At 54.4% G+C, this 23,919-nt stretch carries 22 protein-coding genes; 14 read left to right on the top strand and 8 right to left on the bottom strand.

Features of this window, described 5'->3' with window-relative positions; translation table 11 throughout:
* The first annotated feature begins 33 nt into the window (after positions 1 to 33).
* The 4 genes from DFP90_RS01345 (at position 34) to DFP90_RS01330 (ending at position 3,945) form a co-directional block, all read left to right on the top strand.
* Positions 34 to 876, top strand: a complete 843-nt coding sequence (locus DFP90_RS01345; protein ID WP_115934617.1) for a putative phage abortive infection protein — start codon at positions 34 to 36, stop codon at positions 874 to 876.
* 305 nt (positions 877 to 1,181) lie between these two features.
* Positions 1,182 to 2,222: a DNA cytosine methyltransferase gene (locus tag DFP90_RS01340; protein ID WP_181905125.1), complete on the top strand. Its 1,041-nt coding sequence runs from the start codon at positions 1,182 to 1,184 to the stop codon at positions 2,220 to 2,222.
* A gap of 1 nt (position 2,223) precedes the next feature.
* Positions 2,224 to 3,153: an NgoMIV family type II restriction endonuclease gene (locus DFP90_RS01335; RefSeq protein WP_181905124.1), complete on the top strand. Its 930-nt coding sequence runs from the start codon at positions 2,224 to 2,226 to the stop codon at positions 3,151 to 3,153.
* A 114-nt stretch (positions 3,154 to 3,267) separates the two neighbouring features.
* Positions 3,268 to 3,945 (top strand): hypothetical protein, encoded by a 678-nt coding sequence (locus DFP90_RS01330; RefSeq protein WP_147300899.1) that lies wholly within the window; start codon positions 3,268 to 3,270, stop codon positions 3,943 to 3,945.
* Positions 3,946 to 4,153: 208 nt separating this feature from the next.
* On the opposite strand, the gene katG is transcribed toward DFP90_RS01330, so the two are convergent.
* On the bottom strand, positions 4,154 to 6,346 hold the full coding sequence (katG, locus tag DFP90_RS01325) for a catalase/peroxidase HPI (RefSeq protein ID WP_115934614.1): 2,193 nt from the start codon (positions 6,344 to 6,346) through the stop codon (positions 4,154 to 4,156).
* A gap of 202 nt (positions 6,347 to 6,548) precedes the next feature.
* Here katG and DFP90_RS01320 point away from each other — a divergent pair, with 202 nt between their 5' ends.
* Positions 6,549 to 7,229 (top strand): RDD family protein, encoded by a 681-nt coding sequence (locus DFP90_RS01320; protein WP_245956977.1) that lies wholly within the window; start codon positions 6,549 to 6,551, stop codon positions 7,227 to 7,229.
* 20 nt (positions 7,230 to 7,249) lie between these two features.
* Here the strand turns inward: DFP90_RS01320 and def are convergent, their stop codons facing one another.
* The 4 genes from def to DFP90_RS01300 form a co-directional block, all read right to left on the bottom strand.
* Entirely contained in the window at positions 7,250 to 7,753 is a 504-nt protein-coding gene (def, locus tag DFP90_RS01315; RefSeq protein ID WP_115934612.1) for a peptide deformylase, read from the bottom strand.
* A 92-nt stretch (positions 7,754 to 7,845) separates the two neighbouring features.
* Positions 7,846 to 8,235, bottom strand: coding sequence for a DM13 domain-containing protein (locus DFP90_RS01310; RefSeq protein ID WP_115934611.1), 390 nt, complete (start codon positions 8,233 to 8,235; stop codon positions 7,846 to 7,848).
* A gap of 123 nt (positions 8,236 to 8,358) precedes the next feature.
* Positions 8,359 to 8,745: a hypothetical protein gene (locus DFP90_RS01305; protein WP_115934610.1), complete on the bottom strand. Its 387-nt coding sequence runs from the start codon at positions 8,743 to 8,745 to the stop codon at positions 8,359 to 8,361.
* Positions 8,746 to 8,967: 222 nt separating this feature from the next.
* On the bottom strand, positions 8,968 to 9,921 hold the full coding sequence (locus DFP90_RS01300; RefSeq protein WP_245956936.1) for a glutaminase: 954 nt from the start codon (positions 9,919 to 9,921) through the stop codon (positions 8,968 to 8,970).
* A 65-nt stretch (positions 9,922 to 9,986) separates the two neighbouring features.
* Between DFP90_RS01300 and DFP90_RS01295 the strand changes: the two genes are divergently transcribed.
* The gene (locus DFP90_RS01295) at positions 9,987 to 10,430 is read left to right on the top strand and encodes a 2-thiouracil desulfurase family protein (RefSeq protein ID WP_245956976.1); all 444 of its coding nucleotides are present in this window, start codon (positions 9,987 to 9,989) and stop codon (positions 10,428 to 10,430) included.
* Here the strand turns inward: DFP90_RS01295 and DFP90_RS01290 are convergent.
* Positions 10,419 to 11,270: a LysR family transcriptional regulator gene (locus DFP90_RS01290; protein ID WP_115934608.1), complete on the bottom strand. Its 852-nt coding sequence runs from the start codon at positions 11,268 to 11,270 to the stop codon at positions 10,419 to 10,421. The genes DFP90_RS01295 and DFP90_RS01290 overlap by 12 nt on opposite strands.
* Before the next feature lie 101 nt (positions 11,271 to 11,371).
* On the opposite strand from DFP90_RS01290, the gene DFP90_RS01285 reads away from it, so the two are divergent.
* The 4 genes from DFP90_RS01285 to DFP90_RS01270 all read left to right on the top strand — a co-directional run bounded on the left by DFP90_RS01285 (position 11,372) and on the right by DFP90_RS01270 (position 14,214).
* Positions 11,372 to 11,665, top strand: a complete 294-nt coding sequence (locus tag DFP90_RS01285; protein WP_115934607.1) for a hypothetical protein — start codon at positions 11,372 to 11,374, stop codon at positions 11,663 to 11,665.
* Positions 11,666 to 11,678: 13 nt separating this feature from the next.
* Positions 11,679 to 12,365, top strand: a complete 687-nt coding sequence (locus DFP90_RS01280; protein WP_115934606.1) for a hypothetical protein — start codon at positions 11,679 to 11,681, stop codon at positions 12,363 to 12,365.
* A 109-nt stretch (positions 12,366 to 12,474) separates the two neighbouring features.
* Positions 12,475 to 13,224, top strand: coding sequence for an SDR family oxidoreductase (locus DFP90_RS01275; RefSeq protein ID WP_245956935.1), 750 nt, complete (start codon positions 12,475 to 12,477; stop codon positions 13,222 to 13,224).
* 123 nt (positions 13,225 to 13,347) lie between these two features.
* A complete protein-coding gene (locus DFP90_RS01270) occupies positions 13,348 to 14,214 on the top strand; it encodes a bile acid:sodium symporter family protein (RefSeq protein ID WP_115934605.1) in 867 nt (288 codons plus the stop codon).
* Between the two features lie 71 nt (positions 14,215 to 14,285).
* Here the strand turns inward: DFP90_RS01270 and DFP90_RS01265 are convergent, their stop codons facing one another.
* Both DFP90_RS01265 and DFP90_RS01260 read right to left on the bottom strand, forming a co-directional pair.
* Complete coding sequence (locus DFP90_RS01265; protein ID WP_115934604.1) at positions 14,286 to 16,709, bottom strand: GcvT family protein; 2,424 nt, start codon at positions 16,707 to 16,709, stop codon at positions 14,286 to 14,288.
* A gap of 52 nt (positions 16,710 to 16,761) precedes the next feature.
* Entirely contained in the window at positions 16,762 to 18,348 is a 1,587-nt protein-coding gene (locus DFP90_RS01260) for a trimethylamine methyltransferase family protein (protein WP_115934603.1), read from the bottom strand.
* A gap of 120 nt (positions 18,349 to 18,468) precedes the next feature.
* Here DFP90_RS01260 and gcvA point away from each other — a divergent pair, with 120 nt between their 5' ends.
* The 4 genes from gcvA (at position 18,469) to DFP90_RS01240 (ending at position 23,918) form a co-directional block, all read left to right on the top strand.
* Positions 18,469 to 19,386, top strand: a complete 918-nt coding sequence (gene gcvA, locus DFP90_RS01255) for a transcriptional regulator GcvA (protein ID WP_115934602.1) — start codon at positions 18,469 to 18,471, stop codon at positions 19,384 to 19,386.
* Between the two features lie 101 nt (positions 19,387 to 19,487).
* The gene (locus tag DFP90_RS01250) at positions 19,488 to 21,344 is read left to right on the top strand and encodes an ATP-binding protein (protein WP_115934601.1); all 1,857 of its coding nucleotides are present in this window, start codon (positions 19,488 to 19,490) and stop codon (positions 21,342 to 21,344) included.
* A 209-nt stretch (positions 21,345 to 21,553) separates the two neighbouring features.
* Entirely contained in the window at positions 21,554 to 23,413 is a 1,860-nt protein-coding gene (locus DFP90_RS23145; RefSeq protein WP_115934600.1) for a M23 family metallopeptidase, read from the top strand.
* Positions 23,397 to 23,918, top strand: coding sequence for a bactofilin family protein (locus tag DFP90_RS01240; RefSeq protein ID WP_181905122.1), 522 nt, complete (start codon positions 23,397 to 23,399; stop codon positions 23,916 to 23,918). The genes DFP90_RS23145 and DFP90_RS01240 overlap by 17 nt, the downstream gene beginning before the upstream one ends.
* The last annotated feature ends 1 nt before the right edge of the window (position 23,919 follow it).

The following is a 23,919-nucleotide window of genomic DNA, read 5'->3' as shown; positions in this document are numbered from 1 at the left end:
TATCTGGATGCCGGAAGAGAAGAGACTTGAAGGATGACGATAACGCCGAACGAAGTGCCAAGACGCAGTAGTTTGAACGTCTTAGTTCTAGTTGCTGTAGCATTTGTATTATGCCTAATACTTGGTTACGCATTTGCGTTGATCTTTGGAGAGCGCGCGTGGGTATTTGATGATATCGGAAAGGCGGGGCTGTTTGGTGACAGCTTTGGGATACTCAATTCTCTATTCTCAGGACTCGCTTTTGTCGGAATCGTTTATACGATATTGTTGCAAAAACAGGAGCTTGGATATCAAAGAGAAGAACTTGCACTAACTCGAAAGGAGTTAATGCTGTCTCGCGAGGAAATGGCCCGTCAAGTTGAAGCCTCTCAACAGCAGAACTTCGAAGCCACTTTCTTTCAGATGTTACGTTTCCACAGCGATACCATCGATTCGATGCAAGCGACATACAAACATTCGAAGTATTTGGGCCGAGAGTGTATCAAGGTTTACAGGCAATACTTTGATGATGTTATGCATGAAAAAATTCCCGCCAACGCGCCCAGTGATATCGAAGTGGAGGAACTTGCTAGGTTCAATCAGTTTTGGTCTTACGCAATGAATGACCTGCTTCCGTATTTTAAGCAGTTCCAGAAGATACTCTCTTTCATTGAGAACAGTGATGTTGCGGGCAAGCAACTCTACGCCGATTTGGTTAGTTCTAAGCTGTCTGCGCAAGAGGCGGGCCTGATCGAAGGTGTGTTGAGCTATAATAACTCATTTCCAGAATTGTCGAGTTTGGTGGAAAAGTATGAGGTTGTTCCGCTGGGTATCTCTTCAAAGCTGAAGTCAGAAGCTCCGACGAGTATTAGTGTTCGCAGGGTTGATGGGGTCTAGGCTAATACGATAGCGAATACAGCTTGGATTATGTAAGAGTTTATTGTACCGTATTGAACTTGGAAACAAACCGTGAACAGATTTGGCGTGCAGCCTTATTGTGTTACGTAAGTTTGTGAAAGGGGCGGCTCGACTGGATTGTTTCCTCGAGTGTCCGCCAAGACTGATTGGTCTCGATCTTTAGACCTATTTTTAGTGTTTCTTATGATTGTTACCTACCGTATATTGATTTTCACATAGTAATCTGACCTGTAATTCGCAGGGTGCGATCTTTCTTAAAGTAACGATTTTTGCTTGGAGTCATCATGAGAACCATAGAGATTTGTGCTGGAGCTGGCGGGCAAGCGATTGGGCTGCACATGGCCGGAGCAGAACATGTTGTGTTGGTAGAGAATGATCGTCATGCTTGTGAAACTCTTGAGAATAACAATCGTACCCATAAGCTGAACTGGGGTGAAGTTATCTGTGGGGATCTGGAAGAGTTTGTAGAGAAGCAGGCTGAGAGCTATCGTGGTCAGATAGACTTGGTTGCTGGCGGTGTTCCTTGTCCACCTTTCAGTAAGGCTGGGAAGCAACTGGGCGGAGATGACGAGCGAGATTTGTTCCCTGCGGCGTTGAAGCTGGTGGAGATCGTTCGTCCAACTGCTGTTATGCTTGAGAATGTACCTGGGTTATTGGAGCCTAAGTTCGCAGCCTATAGAAAAGAGCTTAAAGCAAGGCTACTGTCCCTTGGGTATGAGTCTGAGTGGGCGGAATTACAAGCTAGTGACTTCGGTGTATCTCAATTGCGTCCTCGTGCTGTATTAGTTGCTTTACCTAAGCAATACTTCCCGTTGTTCGAGTGGCCTGAACATTCTAAGGAAAAACCAAAATCAGTTGGAGAAACCTTGTTAGATTTGATGGAGTCTAAGGGGTGGGAAGGCGCCGCAAATTGGGCGAGCCTAGCAAATGATGTTGCTCCAACTATCGTCGGTGGCTCTAAGAAGCATGGCGGTCCTGATTTGGGACCAACAAGAGCAAAGCGGAAGTGGCACTCAATGCACGTTAACGGTCATCGTATTGGTAAGAACGATGAGGTTCCTGATAAATCCTTCCGTGGCGTACTGTCGAAAGATGGGACTATCAGGGAGGGACATGAAAATATGCCTCTCCTCACACTTAGAATGGTGGCCAGACTGCAAGGTTTCCCAGACTATTGGGAGTTCGCTGGTTCTAAGACCCATGCTTATCGACAGATTGGTAACGCTTTTCCGCCTCCCGTTGCGGAAGCTGTAGGAAGACAAATAAAGTCGGTCCTTTCGAAGATTAATGTTGATACCGATTACTTTGTTGAGGCTGCCGAATAATATGTCCTCCGCTGCGTTTTCTGCTGGTCGCCTCAATCTGCATAAGAAGCTGATTCAGGATGAAACACTTGCTTACTCACCTGTTCCTGAGAAGAACCACAAAAAACTTGGCGGTATTACAGAGATTGCCAGTTTTGGAGATGTTGGCCAAAAGCTTAGTGCCGAAGTATCGAACAGGCTTGCGGAGGTCATAGCCGATAAAGTGGATCTCCCACTAGTGAGGCGAAGTAAGAAAAAGGACGGACAAACGCTTGGCAACGAGTTTGAAGACGCATGTGCTGATTTTGTGCGAGAAACCTTTCTTGAACTCAGCCACTTGCGACCGGGGAAGTGGATTGTTGAAAAAGTCTCTAGCCGCAAGGAAAGCTTGATTGGTAGGTACGCACAATACTCGCATTTGTCCGAATTGAATGGTCTGATGGATAAGTACACAGAATTGCGGTCGTTCCTAGGTGAGGGCTATGCGATTGCACCAGATGTAATCATTGCTCGTTTGCCAGAAGAAGACGCAGAGATAAATCTGAGGACTGAACTCGTTGATGGCTCATCTGCTAAGCAAGCTGTCCTAAGGAAAGAGAACCAATATTCTGAGACTGAGACCAGTATTTTACATGCCAGTATATCTTGTAAGTATACCATGAGGTCTGATCGTGCTCAGAATACGAGAACTGAAGCGTTGAATCTCATTAGAGCCAGAAAAGGGAGGACTCCCCATATTGTTGCTGTGACTGCGGAACCCATCCCAAACAGGATTGTCTCTCTCGCACTTGGTACTGGGGATTTGGATTGCACTTATCACTTTGCTCTATATGAACTGCGGGAGACCCTTCTGCAATTGGGTAAAGAGGAATCCTTGGATACTCTGGATATGATGATAGAGGGGAAGAGACTGAAGGATATCTCGGATCTACCCTTGGACTTGGCTGTATAGTTAAGAATGCAAGTAACATTCGAACAATGTCAAAGAGAGCTTCTAGATAGAGGTGGAGCGAAGGCGAGGAGCGTATACAGTTCCTGGACCCAGAGGAGGGGCTATCAAGATGTTGTGACGTTTGTGACAGGGTTCAGGCATGAATATCTCTTCGCTATTACACCACATGATATTCAAAAGGTGATAAATGATAGCGAACATGCTTTAGGGGATGTAAAATCCAAAGAGCAATTGGCTGAAATAGAGAATTACACCTGCCCATTCGCCCTTCAGCACATATTTCATGACTATCTTGAGAAGAATCAGAAGATCCCAACGTGGCAGGATTTCTGGCTATGGATGACGGAAGATGCAAGGTCGCTTTGGTTAACACCATTAGCACCTACTCTGCATAAGTTATTTAGGCAGTATGGCTGCTGGGACAGGATCAAAAGGGCTGTTCGGTGGAGGCTGGGAAAGTTCTACTATTCAGCCATTCGTGAGGTTGATCTGATTGCACATCTTCACTCAAATGATGTTCCGGTTAAGTATCATTTGCTTGCAGACGTTTTGTTCCGAACAGACTTTTGGTTGGATGACGTAATTATCAGCCTCTATTTCAAGAACCGGAAGTATCGTGATGGACAAACCGGTCGTAAGCCAAAAACGTTTGACTTGTTTGAAGATGCTGAACCTCCATTTGAACTTCGGGAATATGGAGTTGATAGACAAGGATTTGGTGAGTTCTGGTTGGTTAAAGATGAGTCTAAACGAGAGCTTGTTGCGGAGTTATCGAAGCTTTTGGTGCGCTGAGGAATAGTATGGCTGAAGAGCTGGGAGGTATTCTGATTGATACCTTGAAACTGTTACAGTGAACCGCTACAGTGGCAACGGAAGCAATGGGCTGAATGCGGCAGAAACACTGGGTTTCTCAGTTTTGTGAGAGCTTCCCGGTCTCTCCGCCAGATTTCGAAAAGGCCAGCGCTTAGAGCGCTGGCCTTTTTCATTTCCAGGGTTAGCTTTACTTCAAATCAAACCGGTCCAGCTCCATTACCTTGCTCCAGGCTTTCACAAAATCTCGTGTAAAGCGGGGCAGGGCGTCTTTGGTGCCATAGACCTCCGAGAGGGCGCGCAGTTGGCTGTTGGAGCCGAAGATCAGATCGGCGCGGGTGCCGGTCCATTTCAGCACCCCGGTTTTCCGGTCGCGGCCTTCAAAGACACTGTCATCGTCGGAAATGGCGCTCCAACCGGTGCCCAGATCGAGGATGTTGACGAAGAAGTCGTTGCTGAGCACGCCTTTGCGGTCGGTGAAGACGCCATGGCTGGACCCATCGGCATTGGTGCCCAGAACCCTCATGCCGCCGATCAGCACGGTCATTTCCGGCGCGGTCAGGGACAGTAATTGCGCCCGGTCGACCAGCATCTCTTCGGCTGATACCGTGAATTTGGCTTTTTGATAGTTGCGGAAACCATCGGCCAGCGGTTCCAGCACGGCAAAAGAGTCGATATCGGTCTGATCCTGGCTGGCATCTGTCCGGCCGGGGGTGAAGGGAACGGCAATATCCTGTCCCGCCTCTTTGGCCGCTTTTTCGACGGCGGCCGCGCCGCCGAGCACAATGAGGTCGGCCAGCGAGATGCGTTTGCCACCGGTCTGGCTGTTATTGAAACCCTGCTGGATATCCTCCAGGATGTTAAGCACATGGGCCAGCTGTTCGGGCTGGTTCACCGCCCAATCCCTTTGCGGAGCCAGACGGATGCGTGCGCCATTGGCACCGCCGCGCATATCCGATCCCCGGAAGGTCGAGGCCGATGCCCAGGCGGTTGAAACAAGGTCTGAAACCGTCAAGCCAGAGCCGAGGATCTGTTCCTTCAGCTTAATGATATCCGCCTCATCGACCAATTCATGGTCAACCGCCGGGATCGGATCCTGCCAGATCAGGTCTTCCGCTGGCACTTCCTTGCCCAGATAACGGGCTTTCGGGCCCATGTCACGGTGGGTCAGTTTGAACCAGGCGCGGGCAAAGGCATCGGCAAACTCATCCGGATTGGCCTGGAACCGACGCGCGATTTTCTCATAAGCCGGATCGTAACGCAGCGCCATATCGGCGGTGGTCATCATGATTTTGACCCGTTTGCCGGACTCGTCGACATCGGGGGCGTGATCCGCCTCGGCCAGGTCTTTGGGCTGCCATTGATGCGCGCCCGCCGGGCTTTTGGTCAATTCCCATTCATATTTAAACAACACGTCGAAATAGGACATGTCCCATTGGGTTGGGGTCGGTGTCCAGGCGCCTTCGATGCCGCTGGTGATGGTATCAACACCCTTGCCGCTTTTGTGGCTGGAAAGCCAGCCCTGGCCCATGGCCTCGATCGGGGCGGCTTCCGGTTCCGGGCCGACCTGGGCTGCGTCGCCTGCGCCATGGGCCTTCCCGAAAGTATGGCCGCCGGCCACCAGGGCTACGGTTTCTTCATCATTCATGGCCATGCGGGCGAAGGTTTCGCGGATATCGCGGCCGGAGGCCACCGGGTCCGGATTGCCATTGGGGCCTTCCGGATTCACATAGATCAGGCCCATTTGGACTGCGGCCAGCGGATTTTCCAGGTCGCGATCACCGGAATAGCGTTTGTCATCGAGCCATTCGGTTTCGGTGCCCCAATAGATATCCTCTTCCGGCTCCCAAATGTCGGCGCGTCCACCGGCAAAACCAAAGGTTTTGAAACCCATGGATTCCAAGGCCACATTGCCTGCCAGGATCATCAGATCCGCCCAGGAGATTTTCTGGCCGTATTTTTGTTTGATGGGCCAGAGCAGCATGCGCGCCTTGTCCAGATTACCATTGTCGGGCCAGCTGTTCAGCGGGGCAAAACGCTGGTTGCCGGTCCCGCCACCACCGCGGCCATCACCCGTGCGGTATGTCCCGGCACTATGCCAGGCCATGCGGATGAACAGCGGGCCGTAATGGCCGTAATCGGCCGGCCACCATTCCTGGCTATCGGTCATCAGATGGGTCAGGTCGGCTTTTACCGCATCCAGATCCAGGCTTTTGAAGGCTTCTGCATAGTTGAAATCGTTTTCCAGCGGATCGGACAGGTTGGAATGCTGGTGCAGGATATGCAGTTTCAGTTGATTGGGCCACCAGTCGCGGTTGCGGGTGCCACCGCCCGCTTTGGGGGTGTTGGCATCATGCATGACGGGGCATTTACCTTCGGCCATGGATCTTCTCCTTGTTTGGTTCCGGTTAAGTTTGTCTTGAACTACGATCAGCTTACGTGATCGGTTTTAATGAGTGAAATTGATTTATGTCCTTTTTGTTATCGAAAAATGCGAATAATTGTCGATGGCATTAATGGCGGCGCTGTTCTATTATCAGCGGGGGCAAGTCATTGTTTTTAAGGGGGGGAATGAAAGAGTGGTGATGTTTGGCGATATGCCGGATGAGAGCCCCTATGCCGGTTTTTGGCGGCGCTGGCTGGCTTTCATGCTGGATTTGGTCCTGTTCGGGGTCGTGACTTTCGGGTTGGGAATGGCCGATGATGCGCTGTTTTCCGGTGAGTTTGGCTTTGCCAGCCCGGTGATCCTGGAAACCGAGATATTTAGAGAGGTGACGGAACGGGATCCGGAAACCGGTGCCGATATCGATGTCACGGTCTCGCGGGAGGTCCGGCAATATGGCTGGGGGGATACGGCGGTCTGGCGGGTGATAGAGCGCCGGTGGCAGAACAGGGATGAGAGGGGTTTCCTCAGCACGGAAACGGATACGGCGCGTGAGATGCTTTCCGCTAGCGGCCGGACAGAGGGCCGGTTCGATTCTGCCGGTGACCTGATTCTGCTGGCGCTGTTTGTTTTTTATTGGCTGGGGGCGGAATTGTCGCCTTTACGGGCGACACCGGGCAAGGCGCTGTTGGGCCTGACATTGACCGATAAAAATGGTGAAAAGCCATCATTGGTGCAGACGGTGATCCGCAATCTCATCAAATGGATAAGTTTGCCATTCTGGTTGCCCTTCATTGTGATCGGATTGACCCGACACAAACAGGGGCTTCATGATATGGCGGCGGGCACTTATGTGGTGAAACGGCGGGCGCTGGCGGGGTGATTGGGCAAGCCTGCCTCGTCTCAGCCGGATTTTTTGAGTTTTTTGGCCTTGCGCAACAGCATATTGCGTTTGGTTGCCGAGAGATAATCGAAATAGAGAATGCCGTCGAGATAGTCTATTTCATGCTGCAGGATCGTTGCCAGCCAGCCGTCTGCAGAGATTGAATGACTTTCTCCGTTGATATCCTGAAAAGTGACTGTGACAGAACGGGGACGGGTAATCTCCGCCGAAAGGCCGGGGAAGGACAGAGATGCTTCGGTGAAGGTCTGGGTTTCAGCCGATTTTTCAGTTACCGCCGGATTGACTAGGATCATTGGCGCTTTTGTACCACCTTCCTGCAAATCAACCACGATGATCCTCTGCAGCAAACCCAGCATATTGGCCCCGAGGCCCAGCCCCTGTTCCCGATACAGGGCCTCGAGCATGGCTTGAGCGGTTTTTCCCAATTCTTCATCAAAAAGTGTGACCGTTTCGGCCTTCTTTCTGAAAATCGGGTCCGGGCCAAGAACAAGTTCCAGGGGCATATCGCTGGGTATCCTTCCAATCAAATCGAATGGGAAAGAACTAACCGGCGTGGAGGGGAATAGACAATCCCGGAATCGAAAGGCCGGCTGAGTTATTTGCCTAGTGGCGCATGTCCCAAGGGCACCGCATAGCGTTTGCACCAGATCCAGACCTCGTCATAGGCGCTGACATCAAGGTCCGCCGGGATTGGGTAAACCTGCCGACCGCTGTTGGCCTTGAGATGGGACAGTTGAACCCGCTCGCCATTGTCGGTCCGGCCGATAACAACCTTGGGATCAGGCGCGCCATCGTGGAAAAAATCATCCTGCAAAATGACGGAAAAACCATTTGCGCCTTTTTCAAGGGTGACGCCGCCGCGGGTTTCATGGCTGGATTTTCCGCTGAATTGGCCCTGACCAAGAATCTCGTCGGCCAAACCGACAACGGGCGCGAACGTAAGCAAAAGCGCACCGGCTATGAAAAGGGGCTTCAACAGCGTCATGATCTTGTTTCCCGGTCGATTATCAGTTTCATTGACCGAAAGATGGAATGGAAAGCCCGCGGCTGCATTACACGCTTTTTCACAGCTCTGTGAAAGGCGGCAATTCAACTCTCTCAAATCAGATCAGTTCAGAAAGTCATCGGCGCGTGGATGACGCTGGGGGTCGGCGCTGGCGGTGCAGAAGAGGCCGGAATCCGTATCAAAGCAACCATATTGCCGGACCGCATGGGATTTGATGGTGAACATCTTCCATTTGTTATTGATTCGCAGGCAAAGGGATGTGTCGGTGGTGAAAATTTTCCACTCCACCGATGGCGAGGGAAAATTCTTGGTATACCAGCGCCAGTTCATATCGGGCTTTTCGGCCGAGGTGCAAACCGCCTGGGCGTCGGATTTATCAATCGGGGTCCGCACGGCCTGGCGGATTTCTTTTTGGAACATAATGGCCATGCCCAGCAGGAAAAGTGCCGCGCTCAATATTGTGAATGCGATGAGATAATTCCGTTTCATACAACTAAAGGTCCCAAGCCTACGAATACTATATTGCAGCCATGTTCGCCGGACAGGCATGCTGTTCGTGCCAACGTGCTTATCCTGCCTGACAGTTCTTTATAGGACGTTAACAAAGACGCAGGAATATCCAAGCGCAAGTTGCCTTGGGAATGTTAATCCCTGATGACGGTTTTGTTGGCAAATGGCGGTAATTGTTACCAACTTTCCCCTAAAGTCCGATCAGAATATCGATAAGCCTGTCTTCGTGGTGAAGAGTTCAAGCGCTTTCGTACCGACCAGGGAATTGCCGTTTGCATCCAGCTCCGGCGACCAGACGGAAACGGCGAACTGGCCGGGCAGAACGGCGATAATACCGCCGCCAACACCGCTTTTGGCGGGCAGGCCGACCCGATAGGCGAAATTGCCAACCGCATCATAAAGTCCGCAGGTGAGCATCAGTGCATTCAGTCGTTTGGCATCTCGGCGGTCCAGAATCTGTTGGCCGTTGATCGGGGAATAGCCGCCCTGGGCCAGGGGGGTGGCGGCCCGCGCCAGGTCGCGGCAGGAAATGGTGATGGCACATTGCCGGAAATAGACGTCCAGCAGGGTGGGGATATCGCTCTCGATATTGCCAAAGCTTTTCATCAGATTGGCAAGAGCGGCATTGCGGTAGCCATGCTCTTTTTCAGACAGCGCCACTTCCTCATCCACCCGGTTGTCCTGATTCCCGGTCAGCATACGAATAAAGTCGGCAATGCGGCGCTGAGCGCCCGCACTTCGGCTGGTGACCACGTCTGTTACCACGATGGCGCCGGCATTGATGAAGGGGTTTCTGGGAATGCCGGCCTCATGCTCCAACTGCACCAGAGAATTGAAGGCCGTGCCGGAAGGTTCGCGCCCGACACGCAGCCACAGATCATCGCCCATAATATCGAGCGCCAGCATTAGCGAAAACAGCTTGGAAACGCTCTGGATGGAAAAAGGGCTATCGGCATCACCAATAGTGAATTCATCGCCATCGACCGTGCGCACCGCCATGCCGAATTGGCGGCCGGGCACGCGGGCGAGGGCTGGAATATAGTCCGCGACCCTGCCCATGCCGAAATAGGGCTGGATTTCCTGTTCGATCTCTTGAAGAACTGCCTGGTAATCTGGCTGCATATCCCGCACCGATCTTGCTTTTTTTCGCAACATGCCTAGGGTTGCTGTCCAATGCAAGGGCGGGTTAGGTTGATTTGACAAAGAAACAGAGAATACTGGTGAGTGCCTGTCTGCTGGGCCAAGAGGTCCGCTCTGACGGCGGCCATGCTTTGAATAATCACCGCATGCTGGCACATTGGCAGTCCGAGGGTCGGATTGTGCCGTTCTGCCCGGAATGTGCGGCAGGCCTTCCAACACCCAGAGAGCCCGCAGAAATCCTAAATGGACGGGTTATGACGCCGTCCGGTGAGGACTTTACGGATGACTTTAGCCGTGGTGCTGAACTGGCCCTGAAACTGTGCCTGAACCAGGGGATAAAATTGGCGGTGTTAAAGGAGAATAGCCCGTCTTGCGGGTCAACCTTCATTTATGACGGCCAATTTACAGGCACAAAAATTTCGGGCCAGGGCATGGCGGCGCGGACGCTGAGAAAGAACGGAATCCGGGTTTTTAGTGAAGATCAGCTTGAAAAAGCCGCCCATTGGCTGGAATCAATAAGCTGACCCCTCAATCAAGACCCGCTGTTCGTCAAAAATCTCATAGAGAAAGTCCATAGCGGACCGAATGCGTGGCACATTTTTTATATCCGGATGCATCAAAGCCCAGATTTCCATATCTGGGATCGGGTCGATTCCGGGCATGCGCGTTACCCCTTCCGTTTGATCGCCCAGAAAACAGGGCAGCAAGCCGATTCCCAACCCGTCACGGATATGATCGCGCGCAATAATCAGAGAATTTGCCGTCAGCACGGTCCGGGCTGACAAAATAGGCTGGCGGGCGGGTTCATGGGTCAGGGCAATCCATCGATCCAGCTTTGGCCGGTCGGCGAGATAGCCTTCGGCCGCATAACAGGCCAGGGGGCTGTCGGCCAGTTTGCGACCAAGGGCACTGTCGGGTGGGGTTTTTGTGATCCGCACCACAATGTCCGCTTCGCGCTGGGCCAGATTGCTGAGATAATCGGTTGTGATCAGCTCGATCTCGATCATAGGGTGGCGTGCCTGAAAGCGGCCGAGGAAAGGCTGCACAATCGCAAGATACAGGCTGTCGAGCATGGAAAGGCGCACCAGTCCCGCCAGGCGGCTATCGCGGGCAAAAGCCATACGATCAATTCTGGCCATGCCGGCCTCAACCTCTTGGGCCGTTTCCAGGATATTCTGTCCAGCTTCGGTCAGGATATGCCGGGTACTGGTACGATCGAACAGGGTGGTGCCCAGTTTTTCTTCCAACTGATGCAGGCGCCTGGAGACGGTGGCATGGGTCAGTGAAAGTTGTTTGGCGGCCCCCCTGACCGTACCGGTCCGGCTGACGGCCAGGAACAGGCGGATATCATCCCAATCAAACATGGATAATTATTGCACCGCTATGTTTCAATAATGGTGAATTTTAGATCCAAAGGCTTTGTGCGATCAAGAGGTCATCAACCATTATCGAAGGAATTGTTCCTATGAAGTATGACGTTAGCCTGATTGACGCGCAGATCGAGCATGCCATGAAGGGCAAGATGCGGTTGGGAATCTGCATGGACGGCCGGGAAGCGGCTCAGGTCTCCTATGACTGGAATGATGAGCATTTCACTGCCCGTTTCATCGGTCACGCTCCCAGTATGCCGGTACCGGCCCACCCCATCGCTTTTGTGGCTAAACCACTGGAGGCTATTCAGGCAATGAAAACGGAGCGGCATAAGCTGCCGACGGATGTTTTCTACGACCATCAGGTCTCTTTCAACCTGGCGGAATGAGGGAGGGGATGTGATGGAACAAAATAAGATGGCTGCCGCGGCAGCGGTTGCAATGATCTGCCTTCTTGGTGCGCCACAAACCGGGGGGGCGGCGAGCCATGCCTTATTGGCTTTGGTCTATGGTGAGGATGGCGGCAGTATCGCAGAGCAATTGGCCACTGCAGTGGTGGAAAATGACTGTGTCGTCAAGCGTATGGGGCCGGTTCTGGGAGAGGCGGGTGCGATCAATCTCGACCAACCGGAGCAGTTCATCTGGCTCACCTGTGATCAGGCGGTTGATCTGGAGGCGGCTGGTTTCGCGGGATTGGTGAATGGACCTGACCGGCGGCCTGTATTGCTCGTTGGGCGGCAAACGGATTTTCCGGAAGATGACAGTGCTTCTGATTATCGGAACCGAGCCTATATCCTGAAAGTCAGCCACTTTAATAACGACAAGCCGCCTCGGCGACGCAAGGACCTGGAACAGATCCGCAATTGGACGCTGGACCGGAAAGACCGTTATCGCCGGGAGAGTTTCATGCGGGTGCAGGCGGCATCAGGCATGGAAACACCGGATGAAGCGGTTCTTCTGTTTTATGATTCGCCCCTTCACGGCGAACGGTTCCGGGAAAACAATCCGGATATTCTGGAGGCGATCGAAGCATTTAATGACGCCCACCTGAATGACCATACCTATTATTTTGCTGGTGCGGCGCAGTAAACAGGTCAGTATCAGGGAAAGGCGGTTGGCGGAAACGCCCGCTGCCTGTTCCCTTTTCATCCCATTCCCCTTAATGTGCGTTCGGGAAAAATTGGTGGGAGGCCTGGATTTGGATTTGTTCTCTCTTAGGGGCCGTCAGGCCCTGGTCACGGGGGCGACGCAGGGGCTTGGCCTTGAAATGGCACGGGGCATGGCCAAGGCCGGTGCATGTGTCTGGATTAATGGCCGTGACGCACAAAAAGTGGGTGATGCGGTGCAGCTGCTGGTCAATCAGGGGTATCCGGCAAAACCGGCCTTGTTTGACGTTTCTGATCCGGAAGCGGTGGCGTGTTTTTTTGATCAGGCCGACGAGCTGGACATCCTGGTCAATAATGTCGGGGTTCGGGATCGCCGCGCGCTCGATGAATTTGATCTGGAAGATCTGCGCCGCCTGCTGGAGGTGGATCTGGTGGCACCGTTCGATCTTTGTCGTCGTGCCGCCTCCTTGATGAAAAAGAGGGGCAGGGGGCGGATCATCAACATCACCTCAATTGCGGGGCCGATGTCACGTGCGAAAGATGCCGCCTATACCACGGCCAAAGGCGGGTTATCCGCCATGACACGGGCATTGGCGGCGGAGCTGGGCCCCTGCGGGATCACGGTCAATGCCATTGCACCCGGCTATTTCGCGACCGAAACCAATGCGGCCATGGCCGAAGATGAGGCGCTGCTTGACTGGTTGAAAACACGGGTTTCGCTGGAGCGATGGGGCCGTCCGGAAGAGATAGCGGGTGCCGCTGTCTTTTTGACATCCGATGCCGCCAGCTATATCACCGGTGAGACTATCACGGTCGATGGCGGCATGTCGGCGCATTTTTAGGCTAATCTGATGGAGCGATAAGTAAAACTGTTCTGGCATGAAGAGTAGTCTGGATCGTTCCAATTTGCTGCCCGCTGGGGGTAGCTTATCTGAAACTATAACAATGAAACGGGTTCTTGAGAAATGGGTATTGTCACGGACGTGGTCCTGCCGCTGGTGCTGGCCTTCATGATGTTCACGTTGGGCCTGGGCCTGACCTTTCCAGATTTTGCCAGGCTGGCCACAAGGCCGAAGGATATGCTGGTCGGGCTGTTGTTTCAGATCGTTCTGTTGCCGGCGGTGGGCTTTGCCTTGGTCTCCCTCTGGCCGCTGGCCCCAGAGATTGCCATGGGGGTCATGCTGATTGCGGTGGCGCCGGGCGGGGTCACGTCAAATTATCTGACCGCATTGGCCCGGGGCGATGTTGCGCTGTCCGTCTCCCTGACGGCGGTGGCCAGCCTGCTTTGCATTGTGACCATTCCCCTGGTTCTGGCTTTTTCCCACGAATGGATTTTGGGTGAGGCCATGAGCGGGGAAGTGACCTTGGCCGGCACGGCGATTAAAATCTTTGCCATTGTCACCGCGCCGGTTCTGCTGGGCATGCTGGTACGCAGGCTGGCAGAGAGATTTGCTTTGAAGGCGGAGCCGATCGCACGCACCGTTTCCACCATTTTCTTTGTGCTGGTTCTGGCCGGAGCAGTGTTCCAGCAACGGGACAATGTGGTGGCCTATTTTGCCGAAGCGGGCGGGGTCACGCTGGCGTTGAACCTGACCATGATGCTGTTGGCTTTCCTCGGCGCTAAAATGCTGGGCAGCGGCATGGCGCAAAGGATTTCGATCTGTGTGGAATGCGGGCTCCAGAATGGCACCTTGGCCATCGCGGTCGGGGTTCTGCTATATGGTGGCGGGGCTTATGTGATCCCGGCGGCGATCTACAGCCTGATCATGTTTGCCTCCGCCATGATCTTCCTCGGCATTTCACGGAAGAAGCTGGCGCCGCAAGCCGTTTGACGGCTCGGGTAGAGAATGACAAAGGGTCAGGAACGTTGGTTCCTGACCCTTATTTTCTTAATCATGTCGCTTTAAGCGCGTGGGCGTTCGTTATCCGGGTCGAATAAAGGTTCCTGGGCGACCGCTGCCGGATAGCGTTTGCCGAGGATCTCAACTTCCAGCTTAGTGCCGGGTTTTGCAAGATCAGTGCGGATATAGGCCAGAGCGATGGATTTGCCGATCGTATGGCCATAACCGCCGGAGGTCACCAGACCGATATTGTCGTCACCATCAAACACTGAGGAACAGAAGGGGGCATCGGCACCGTCGGCTTCGACCAGCAGGGGAACGAACCGTTCCTTGACCCCTTCCCGCAGTTCTTTTTCCAGGGCGGCCTTGCCTTTGAATGCCGCCTTGTCCAGGTCCATGAACCGGTCCAGGCTGGATTTCAGCGGGGAATATTCATGGCCCAGGTCCGACTTCCAGCCGCGATAGCATTTCTCCAGGCGCAGGCTGTCCATGGCATACATGCCAAAATCAATCAGGCCATGCTCCTGGCCCGCGTCCCAGACCAAGTCATAGACCGCGCCCAGATATTCCATTGGCACATGCAATTCCCAACCAAGCTCACCCACATAGTTGACCCGCATGGCCAACACGGAAGAAAAGCCGATATCGATTGTCTGCGCGGACAGCCAGGGGAAATCCTTGTTTTCCAGCGAGGCAGAGGTGATCTTGCCCAGGATATCCCTTGATTCCGGCCCGGCCAGTACCAGGCAGCCATAGCGCGCGGTGACATTCTCGATTGTGACAGAGCCATCTTCCGGTTTGTGGAAATTGAGCCAGTCCTCGTCATGCCACAGCCCGGCAGCTGCAGAGATCAACAGGAAACTGTCATCCGGATTGCGCAGAATGGTGAATTCGCACATCACTCCGCCTGCTTCGCCCAGCATGTAGGAGAGGGATAAACGACCGGTTTTCGGCAGTTTGCCGCAGATCATGCGGTCGAGCCACGCTTCCGCTCCGTCGCCTTTGACGATGTAGCGGGAGAAACCGCCCAAATCCAGGATGCCGGCCTTTTCACGCACAGTTTTGCATTCCTGCGCGACCGCTTCGGTCCAATTGACGTCTGACCGGCGGAAAGACAGGTCCTGTTTGGCCTCTTGCCCTTCCGGCACAAACCAGGTCGCCCGTTCCCAGCCGCCCCTGGCGCCGAACATGGCGCCCTTGGCTTTCAGTTTTTCATAGACCGGTGTGGTCTTGGCCGGGCGGCCGGCCTCGCGTTCTTCATGCGGGTAACCGATGGCATATTCATGCTGGTAAAGTTCGACCGCTTTGTCGGTGACATATTTCTGGTTGGCGTAATCAGTGTACCGTCTGGGGTCCAGGCCCCACATGTCCCATTCCGGCTCGCCTTCGACGATATATTCGGCGATGGTCTTGCCAGCCCCGCCACCCTGACAAATTCCGAAGCTGAACGAGCAGCAATGGTAGAAATTTTTCAAACCATGGGCCGGGCCGATGTAAGGATAGCCGTCGGGGGAATAAGGGATCGGGCCGTTGATCACTTTCTGGATCCCGGCGCTTGCCAGGATCGGCACGCGGCCCATGGCCTGCTCGATATACCATTCCAGCCGTTCCAGATCATCAGACCAGAGCTGATAGGCGAAGTTTTCCGGAATGCCGTCCTGCCACATTGGCGTGGCTTTCCATTCATAGGGGCCCAGGATCAGGCCATCGCGTTCTTGACGCAGATAATAGCTGTCATCGGGGTCGCGCAGCAGCGGCAGTGGCGTGTCCCGGTTGGACAGTTCCGGCACACTTTCGGTCACCAGATACTGATGCGACATGGTGGCGATGGGCAGGAACTGGCCGACCATGGCTGCGACCTCCGCCCCCCGATAGCCTGCGGCATTCACCACGATCTCGCAGGTGATGTCTCCTTCGGGCGTGGACACCTTCCATTCGCCGTTTTGCAGCTTGGAAATGCCGGTGACAGGTGTGAAGCGGTGGATCACCGCGCCCAGATCACGGGCACCCTTGGCCAACGCCTGGGTCACCTGCGAGGGGTCGATATCGCCGTCATAGGGGTCCCAGAGGCCGCCTTCCATATTATGCAACTCGAGGAAGGGATAGCGGTCCTTCATTTCCGAGGGCGAAAGCATTTCATATTCCATGCCCTGCTTGCGGGCCATGGATGTTACATGATGAAACTCATCCATCCGGTCCTTGTTATTGGCAAGCCGGATGGAGCCGGTCACATGATAGTTGATCGGATAATCGACCTCTTCCGCCAGCGTTTCATAGAGCTTGGAGGAATAGCGCTGGTATTTCATGATATTCCAACTGCCGGCATAGGTCGGGATATTGCCCGCCGCGTGCCAGGTGGAACCGGATGTCAGCTCATCCATCTCCAGCAGGACCACATCGGTTTCCCCCATTTTTGCCAGATGATAGAGAGCGCTGCAGCCGACGATCCCGCCACCGATGATAACTACACGTGCATGTGATTGCATGGGTTCTTTATCCTTCTACTCTTCGCCTGTTCTTGTCCTGCTGCCGGTTCGTTCAGGCTGAACGCTCCCAGCGACCATTGCCCGCGGTCATGTCCGCGCGGTCGATCTTGATGTCAAACCTGGCCCGGATTTCCTCGTCCATCTTATCGGAAATATGCCGGGGATAGTGGGTGGAAAGCACCTCCCGGACCTTTTTATGGGCTTTTTCGACCGCATCGGTTTCACCCTGTTCAACCCATTCCTTCGGGCTGGTCCGGTCCCCGACCTGTGGATAGACATATTCCGTTTCCATCAGGCTCAGGGTCTGGTCATGGCCCAGGAAGTGGCCGGGGCCCTGCGTGCAGACCTGGCGGATGGCCTCGACCGAGAGCGAATCTTCGCTAATTTCGATTCCGCGAACCGTGCGCAGCACCGCGCCGATGGAGTCATTGTCAATGACCAGGCTTTCGAAACAGGCCCCCAAAAGGCTTGCATGCATCCCGGCCGATTCATAGATCATGTTGAGGCCGGAATTGGCAGCCAGCGCGTGGTTATAGCCTTTTTCATAGCCGCCCTGGGCATCCGGCAGTTTTGAATCGGTCATGCCGGCCGGCGCACCGCCGGTCAGATCGTAGAATTGTGCCATCTGCCCGCATGCGGCCGAAAGCAGGGCCTGCTCGCCCGAGCCACCGGACATAGCACCGGTGCGCAAATCGGAAACAAAGGGCCAGGTGCCGAAAATTGCCGGATGGCCCGGTTTGATCGCATTAACATAAACCAACCCCGCCAGGACCTCGGCCACTTCCTGTACGATGCAGCCTGCAAGGGCGGCTGGGCTGGTGGCCCCGGCCTGTCCGGCGGAAAGCAGCAGCACCGGCATGCCGCCGCGCACGGCAACCTCCAGGCAGGCACAGGCATCCTCGGTGAATTTCAGCGGTGGCACCACGAAACAGTTGGATTGGCTGACAAAGGGGCGTGCGCGCCATTTACCCTCACCGCCGGCGATGTAGTGAAGCATCTCCAGTGATTTCTCCAGATGCTTCGGGTTGACCCAGCTGGATCCCACATGTTTGGTCGTGCCGCTGACAGAAGCATAACAGGTGTTGAAATCCATATCTGCCGGTTCCGGCAGGTCGCGAGGCACAACCATGCGCTGGAAGAAATGGATATTGTCCATCCGATCCGCCAGTCGGGACAGGTCGTAAAGATCCTGAATGTTGGAATGGCGGTATTGCTTGGTAAAGGGATCGACAATGCTGACCGCGGCACCGGCGGTGCCAAAATGGACCTTGCTGCCCCAAGGTTCCAGATCATGTTCCGGCGACTGGCCATGCAACACAAATTTGCGCGCAGCCTTCGCAAGGGTGTCTTCGACTAGGGCACGGGGGAAGAGCAGTCGGCCATTGTCAGCGAGTATTCCGCCCGCCTTGGTGATGTAATCGATACAGCTGGGGGGGGCATCAGCCATGCCCACGGTTTCGAGCACGGTTAAGGCTGCTTCATGAATGCGGAAGATATCCGATTCTTTCAGCGGTTTAAAACTACCGCCATCGAGGCCAGCACGGACAGGACGGGCGTCCTCGGTCTTTGGCGCGGCCCTCAATGCCTGGCGGGCTTGCCTTCCGCCCCTTCGGCGTGATACCTGTTGAACCTCACTCATGACGCTCTCCCAACATCGATATTGTTATTATGCGCTTTTTGCCTGTAAAGTGGGGGTGCTAGCAAATGATTGCTTTTCACCGTTAGTTGAGCTCAAGTAACCAAAGAGTGATATTGGTCCATGGCCCGTAAAATTCCCAGTCTTAGTGCGCTCAGGGCTTTTGAAGCGGCGGCACGGCATTTAAGCTTCCGCAAAGCTGCGGAGGAGTTGAACGTCACCCATTCTGCAGTCTCCCATCAGGTCAAGGGGCTTGAGGAACAGTTGGGCGTAGTTCTGTTCAACCGCTCGGCGCGCTCTGTCATGTTGACGGAAGAAGGCGCCTTCTATTATCCGATTTTGCGGGATGCCTTTGACCGGATCAGTGACGGCACCCGTTTCCTGACCGCAACAGGCTCGCCGGATGTGCTGGCGTTGCAGGTCTATATCACGGTTGCGATGAACTGGCTGGTGCCGCGGCTGCATGACTTTCAGCAGGCGGAGCCTGGCATGCAGGTGCGCCTTTCCACGTCCTATCTGGATTGGGAATTTGATCGGAATGATGCGGACCTGGCGATTCTCTATGTGCGCAAGAAACAGCAGGACCTTCAATATGTCCCCTTGTTCGACGGTGTGCTTTATCCCGTTTGCGCCCCGGCACTGGTTGACGGCGATGAGGGAATTAAATCCCCGCAGGATCTGGGCCGCCATTCCCTGTTGCGGGTCTATACCGCGCCAGAGGAATGGGATGACTGGCTCGCGGCGGCGGGTGTGCCGGAGTTGGCTGAGGCACCGGGGCCGACATTTGACAGCTATATCCTCTCCATGAAAGCCGCGATCGAGGGGCAGGGGATAGCGCTGGTCAATGGCCCCTGGGCCATGGAGGAATTGCGTAAGGGGCGACTGGTTAAGCCTTTTGAGTGTGAAATCCGCAAACCAGAAGGCTGGTGTCTTGTCTATCGCAAGGATCGACGCAACGATCCCAGTATCAAGAGGTTTCAGAATTGGTTGGTGAAACAGATCGCCAGAGATTCGGATTTTGAAGACATTTTATGCGCTTAGTTGGATATCTTGTGGCCAGCTATAGACAAATGTCATATTCTTGCCCGGCACCAAGGCAAGCAGGTAGCAGTGCAAGGATGGATGGCTGACGGTTCCTCTGTATGTTTAATTTGATCAACTCAATTCGGGCGAAACTGTTGTCTGTCGTCCTGCCGTTGATTGCAATCAGCATGATTTCGCTGTTTGCGCTGTTGGAATATGCCGGGATCACTTCGGCGCAGGAGAACCTCCAGCAGCGCTTGGTGCAAAACACCAAGGTTCAGGCCCTGGCTCTGGCCAGTCCGCTCTGGAACTATGATATCCGTGCGATCAGCCCGATTTTGCTGGCCCTCGAACAGGATCCGGATTTTCTCTATGTGACCGTGCGTGATTTCACGGGCGAGGAAGTGGCGTCATTGCGGGCAAGCGGTGTCGGCGATGTCCCGGTATCCGTCTCCAAAACCTTGCCGATTGTCTATAGCGCGAGCGACCATGAGGAGATCATCGGTTCTGTGACTGTCGCCCTGCATGGAGAGCGGATGCGTCAAGAGGTTTTCAGCCGGCTGCAGCGAAATGCGCTGATCCTTATCATTTTGACGGCGGTGATTGTGGCTGCGACGGTTATCGCGACCGAGCGGACCATCGGTTATCCCCTTCGGGAATTAATGAACTCCATCGAGTTGGTCAAAAACAGCGATATCCGCACGCCGGTGGAATGGACCTCGACCGATGAGCTGGGCGAGGTGGTGAAAGCTTATAACGAAATGCTCAAGCTGCAGGCGAATGCGGAAAACGCCATGCGTGAGAGTGAAGAGCGCGCCCGTGAATCCGAAGCGAGGCTGCGCGACGCAGTGAATTCCATGTCGGACGGATTTGCCCTGTTCGATGAGAATGACCGTCTGGTGCTCTACAACAAGAAATTTGTCAGTTTGACTCCCAGGGTTGCCCAGGTGGTCCAGGAAGGGGCTTATTTCGAGGATATCGTCCGGGCGGGGGTGGCGGCGAACCACTTCCCCGGAGCGGAGGGGCGCGAGGATGTCTTTGTGGCCGAGCAGCTGGAAGCGCATCGAAAATACAACGAGCAAAAAGTGCTTCGCTTGGATGACGGGCGGTGGATTTTGTGCACCGAGCATGGGACCAGCGCGGGTGGCACGGTTGCGGTCAGGACTGATATCACCGAGCTGAAAAAACGTGAGATGGAATTACAGATGGCCAAGGAGGACGCGGATGCGGCCAACCAGGCCAAATCCCGGTTCCTGGCGAATATGAGCCACGAATTGCGAACCCCGCTAAACGCCATTCTCGGTTTCTCGGATATCATCCGGATGGAGATGCTGGGGCAGGTTGGCCGGGTTAAATACAAGGAATATGCCGACGATATTTTCACCAGCGGCAGCCACCTGCTTGATTTGATCAACGATATTCTGGATGTTTCAAAGATTGAGGCCGGTGCCTTTACCCCACGCGATGACATTATCGACTTGCCGGCTCTGCTATCGGATTGCACACGGTTTGTGGAATACCGGGCGCGCAATAAGCGTATTGAACTCGGCAAGGCATTGACCAATGGTATACCGGTCTTGCGCGCAGATAAAAGGGCGGTGAAACAGGTTCTTCTCAATCTGGTCACAAACGCTATCAAATTCACACCCGAAGAGGGGAAGGTGGTGGTTGGTGCCCAGGTCAACGAGGCGCAGGAGCTTGAGCTTTATGTTTCCGACACGGGGTTAGGCATGTCTGGAACAGACATTGAGACCGTTATGCAGCCTTTTGGCCGCTTGGATAGCCCTTGGACTCAATCGGAAGAAGGAACCGGGCTCGGCCTGCCGCTATCCGACATGCTGATGGACGCGCATGGGGGCAAACTGAAGATTGATTCCATACCGGGCAAGGGAACGACGGTCTTTGCAATCTTCCCGAAAGACCGGCTCAATTATGATGAACAGCCTGTGGTTCAGGACGACCGGGACCGGGCTTGAACCGGCTTTCCAAAAGAATCTCATAATCTTATTAGTGACAGCTGTGGCTGTCGGCAGATTAGGTGAATGCCGACGAATCGGTTATTCTAAGCTAATCGTTTGACTCTGGGCGCTGAAGATTCTCTACTGCAACCGCAGTTTCACTGCATGGAGGGGGTCGTTAGGCCCCCGGGGCTTGGACATTCGGATGGGGACCTGTGAGAACAGGAATGGCTGATAGAAAATCGTCAGGCAGCGCATTGGGTAAGTCGCTGTTGTCACAAAAGAAACGGAAAACCTGGTTTCAGCGCCTTTTCCGTGAGCGGGAGCTTTTGCTCCGCAGTGAAGACCGGGTTCGCCATATCCGGTTGACCACAGCATTCCAGGCCGGCAGTGCGGCGATCGCATTAATTGGGTTGACCTGGGCGACCGGCGCAACCGTGGCAAGCCTTTATCAGGATAATCTTCTGGATCAGCGACGTGTTGAAATTGCCGAGGCAAAGCTGGCTTATGACAGCGTGCTGGGAGAGCTGGGTGCCTATCAGAAACAGCTTAAGACGATCTCGAACGAGATATCCGAGCGGCTCGTCAATGGACAACTGGTTGCTGCGGATTCGTCTGACTTAACCGAAGAGATGACCGCCTTTGTCGATATCGGTCGGGCGCTGACGCGGACCCTGAATCAAGCCTATATCGATCTGGATGTGCCTCCGGATGAGCGGCATCGCCTGATTGCGTCGCGGGATGTCTTGCATGACAAGATCAAGGAGTTGGAGGCAACCCTGGCGGATGCGCATGATTCGATCCGGTCTCTGGAACGGGATGCCCGGCGAAAGGATGTGTCCCTGAGTGATGCACGCCAGGAGAATGAGGATTTGATCCTGTTGCGGACTCAGCTTGAAAGCCGGGTCGACAGTTTGAAAGATTCCATTAGCCGCTCGCGGAATAACAGCGTGCGCCTGATCTCTGAAGTTGAAACCTTGAACGCGCAATTGACCCAGTCCCAAGGCAGCACACAAAAGCTGGAGCGCGACAAGGCACTTTTGACCGTTGAACTGGCTGCCACCCGCGACCGGCTGGACCAATTGAACCGCGACCAGGTTGAAATTGAGAGGCGTATTGCGGCCGTGAACGAGCGGCTGCAAAAAGTGGCACCGACAGCGCAATTGGCGGATCTCTCTGACGAAACCGGAGAATTTCGCGGTATGGCACAGCTTGCCTTGCTGGAAACCGGCAGTGCCAGTGTGATTACGAAGCTGGAGAAAAGCCGGGATGCGGCTGTTAAGGCCAACCGCGCCCTGGATACGGTGTTGGACGGGCTGAGCAGGGTGGCCGGTCACGAACCAACATCGCACGATCGCACGGGGGCTGGTGAACCGGAACGCGCTTTGGCTTTGCTCGGTGAGATCGAAAGCCTTCACGACACCCAAATGGCGCTGGTGGAACAGCTCACCGATGATACGTCGGCAAATATCGCACAGTCTGAGAAGGTGATTGCCTCCACGGGCTTGGATGTGGAACGCATGCTGGCGCTGACCGGCTTTGCAAGCGGCCAGGGCGGGCCTTTGGAACAAGAAGGCGGCAGTATTACCGGCAGCTCGGCGGATCTGGCGATGAATGTCGGGCATCTTGAAAACAAGGTGCAGCGCTGGCAGGCCCTGCGAAAAGTGCTGGGCTGTACCCCGCTTGTCTCACCGGTTGACTATTATCATTTGACCAGCAAATTCGGAAAGCGCAAGGATCCCTTCACCGGCAAACGGGCCATGCATAAAGGTGTCGATATGGGTGGTTGGCCGGGTACAAAAGTCTTCTCAACTGCGCCTGGCAAAGTCACCAAGGCAGGTAATAGCAATCAGTATGGTCGCATGGTGGAAATTGATCATGGTTGTGGCATCATCACACGCTATGGCCATCTGAAAAAAGTGCTGGTCAAGCGGGGGCAGGAAATCGGACATCGTGCAGTGATCGGTAAACTGGGCAGCACGGGGCGCAGTACCGGCCCTCATGTCCATTATGAGATCCGGGTGGATGGCAAGCCCGTGGATCCGGTGTTGTTCATTGAAGCGGGGCGCCATGTTTACAAGGGCTAAATCATCTCCGACAACAGAGGCGGAGAAAAAGCCGGTTCATCATAATCAGCTTTCGGTGCTCGCACAGGATCTGGCCATAGTCGGCAACCTGGTCAGTGACGGTGATATACAGATAGACGGCAAGGTTGATGGCGATGTTCGCAGCAGCAAGCTGACTGTGGGGGAAACCGCAATTGTGACAGGCACGATCTATGGTGACCACATTCGGATTGCCGGCACTGTTAAGGGCGAGATCGTAGCCCGCGTTGTCGTTTTGACGGCAACGGCCCGGGTGACTGGCGACATTCGTCATGACAGTCTTTCCATTGAAGCCGGGGCCTATGTGCAGGGCCTTTGCAAACGGGTTGAGCCGGACCAGTTGAAGCAAGCCATGAATACAGATCAACCGGAAAATAATCCTGCGGACTCAGCTCAGGCAACGCGGGAAAACACCGGCGCGCCCGGTGCCACTGTGTCCTCCGGTCCGCAGACAACAGGTGCCTCCGGAGCCAGTGCCGCAGAATAAT

Origin of the sequence: Aestuariispira insulae (assembly GCF_003385955.1) — a bacterium.
Classification (GTDB): Bacteria; Pseudomonadota; Alphaproteobacteria; order UBA8366; family Aestuariispiraceae; genus Aestuariispira; species Aestuariispira insulae.
Note: the sequence above shows the minus strand (reverse complement) of the source record. Positions and strands in the feature narration are given on the sequence as shown.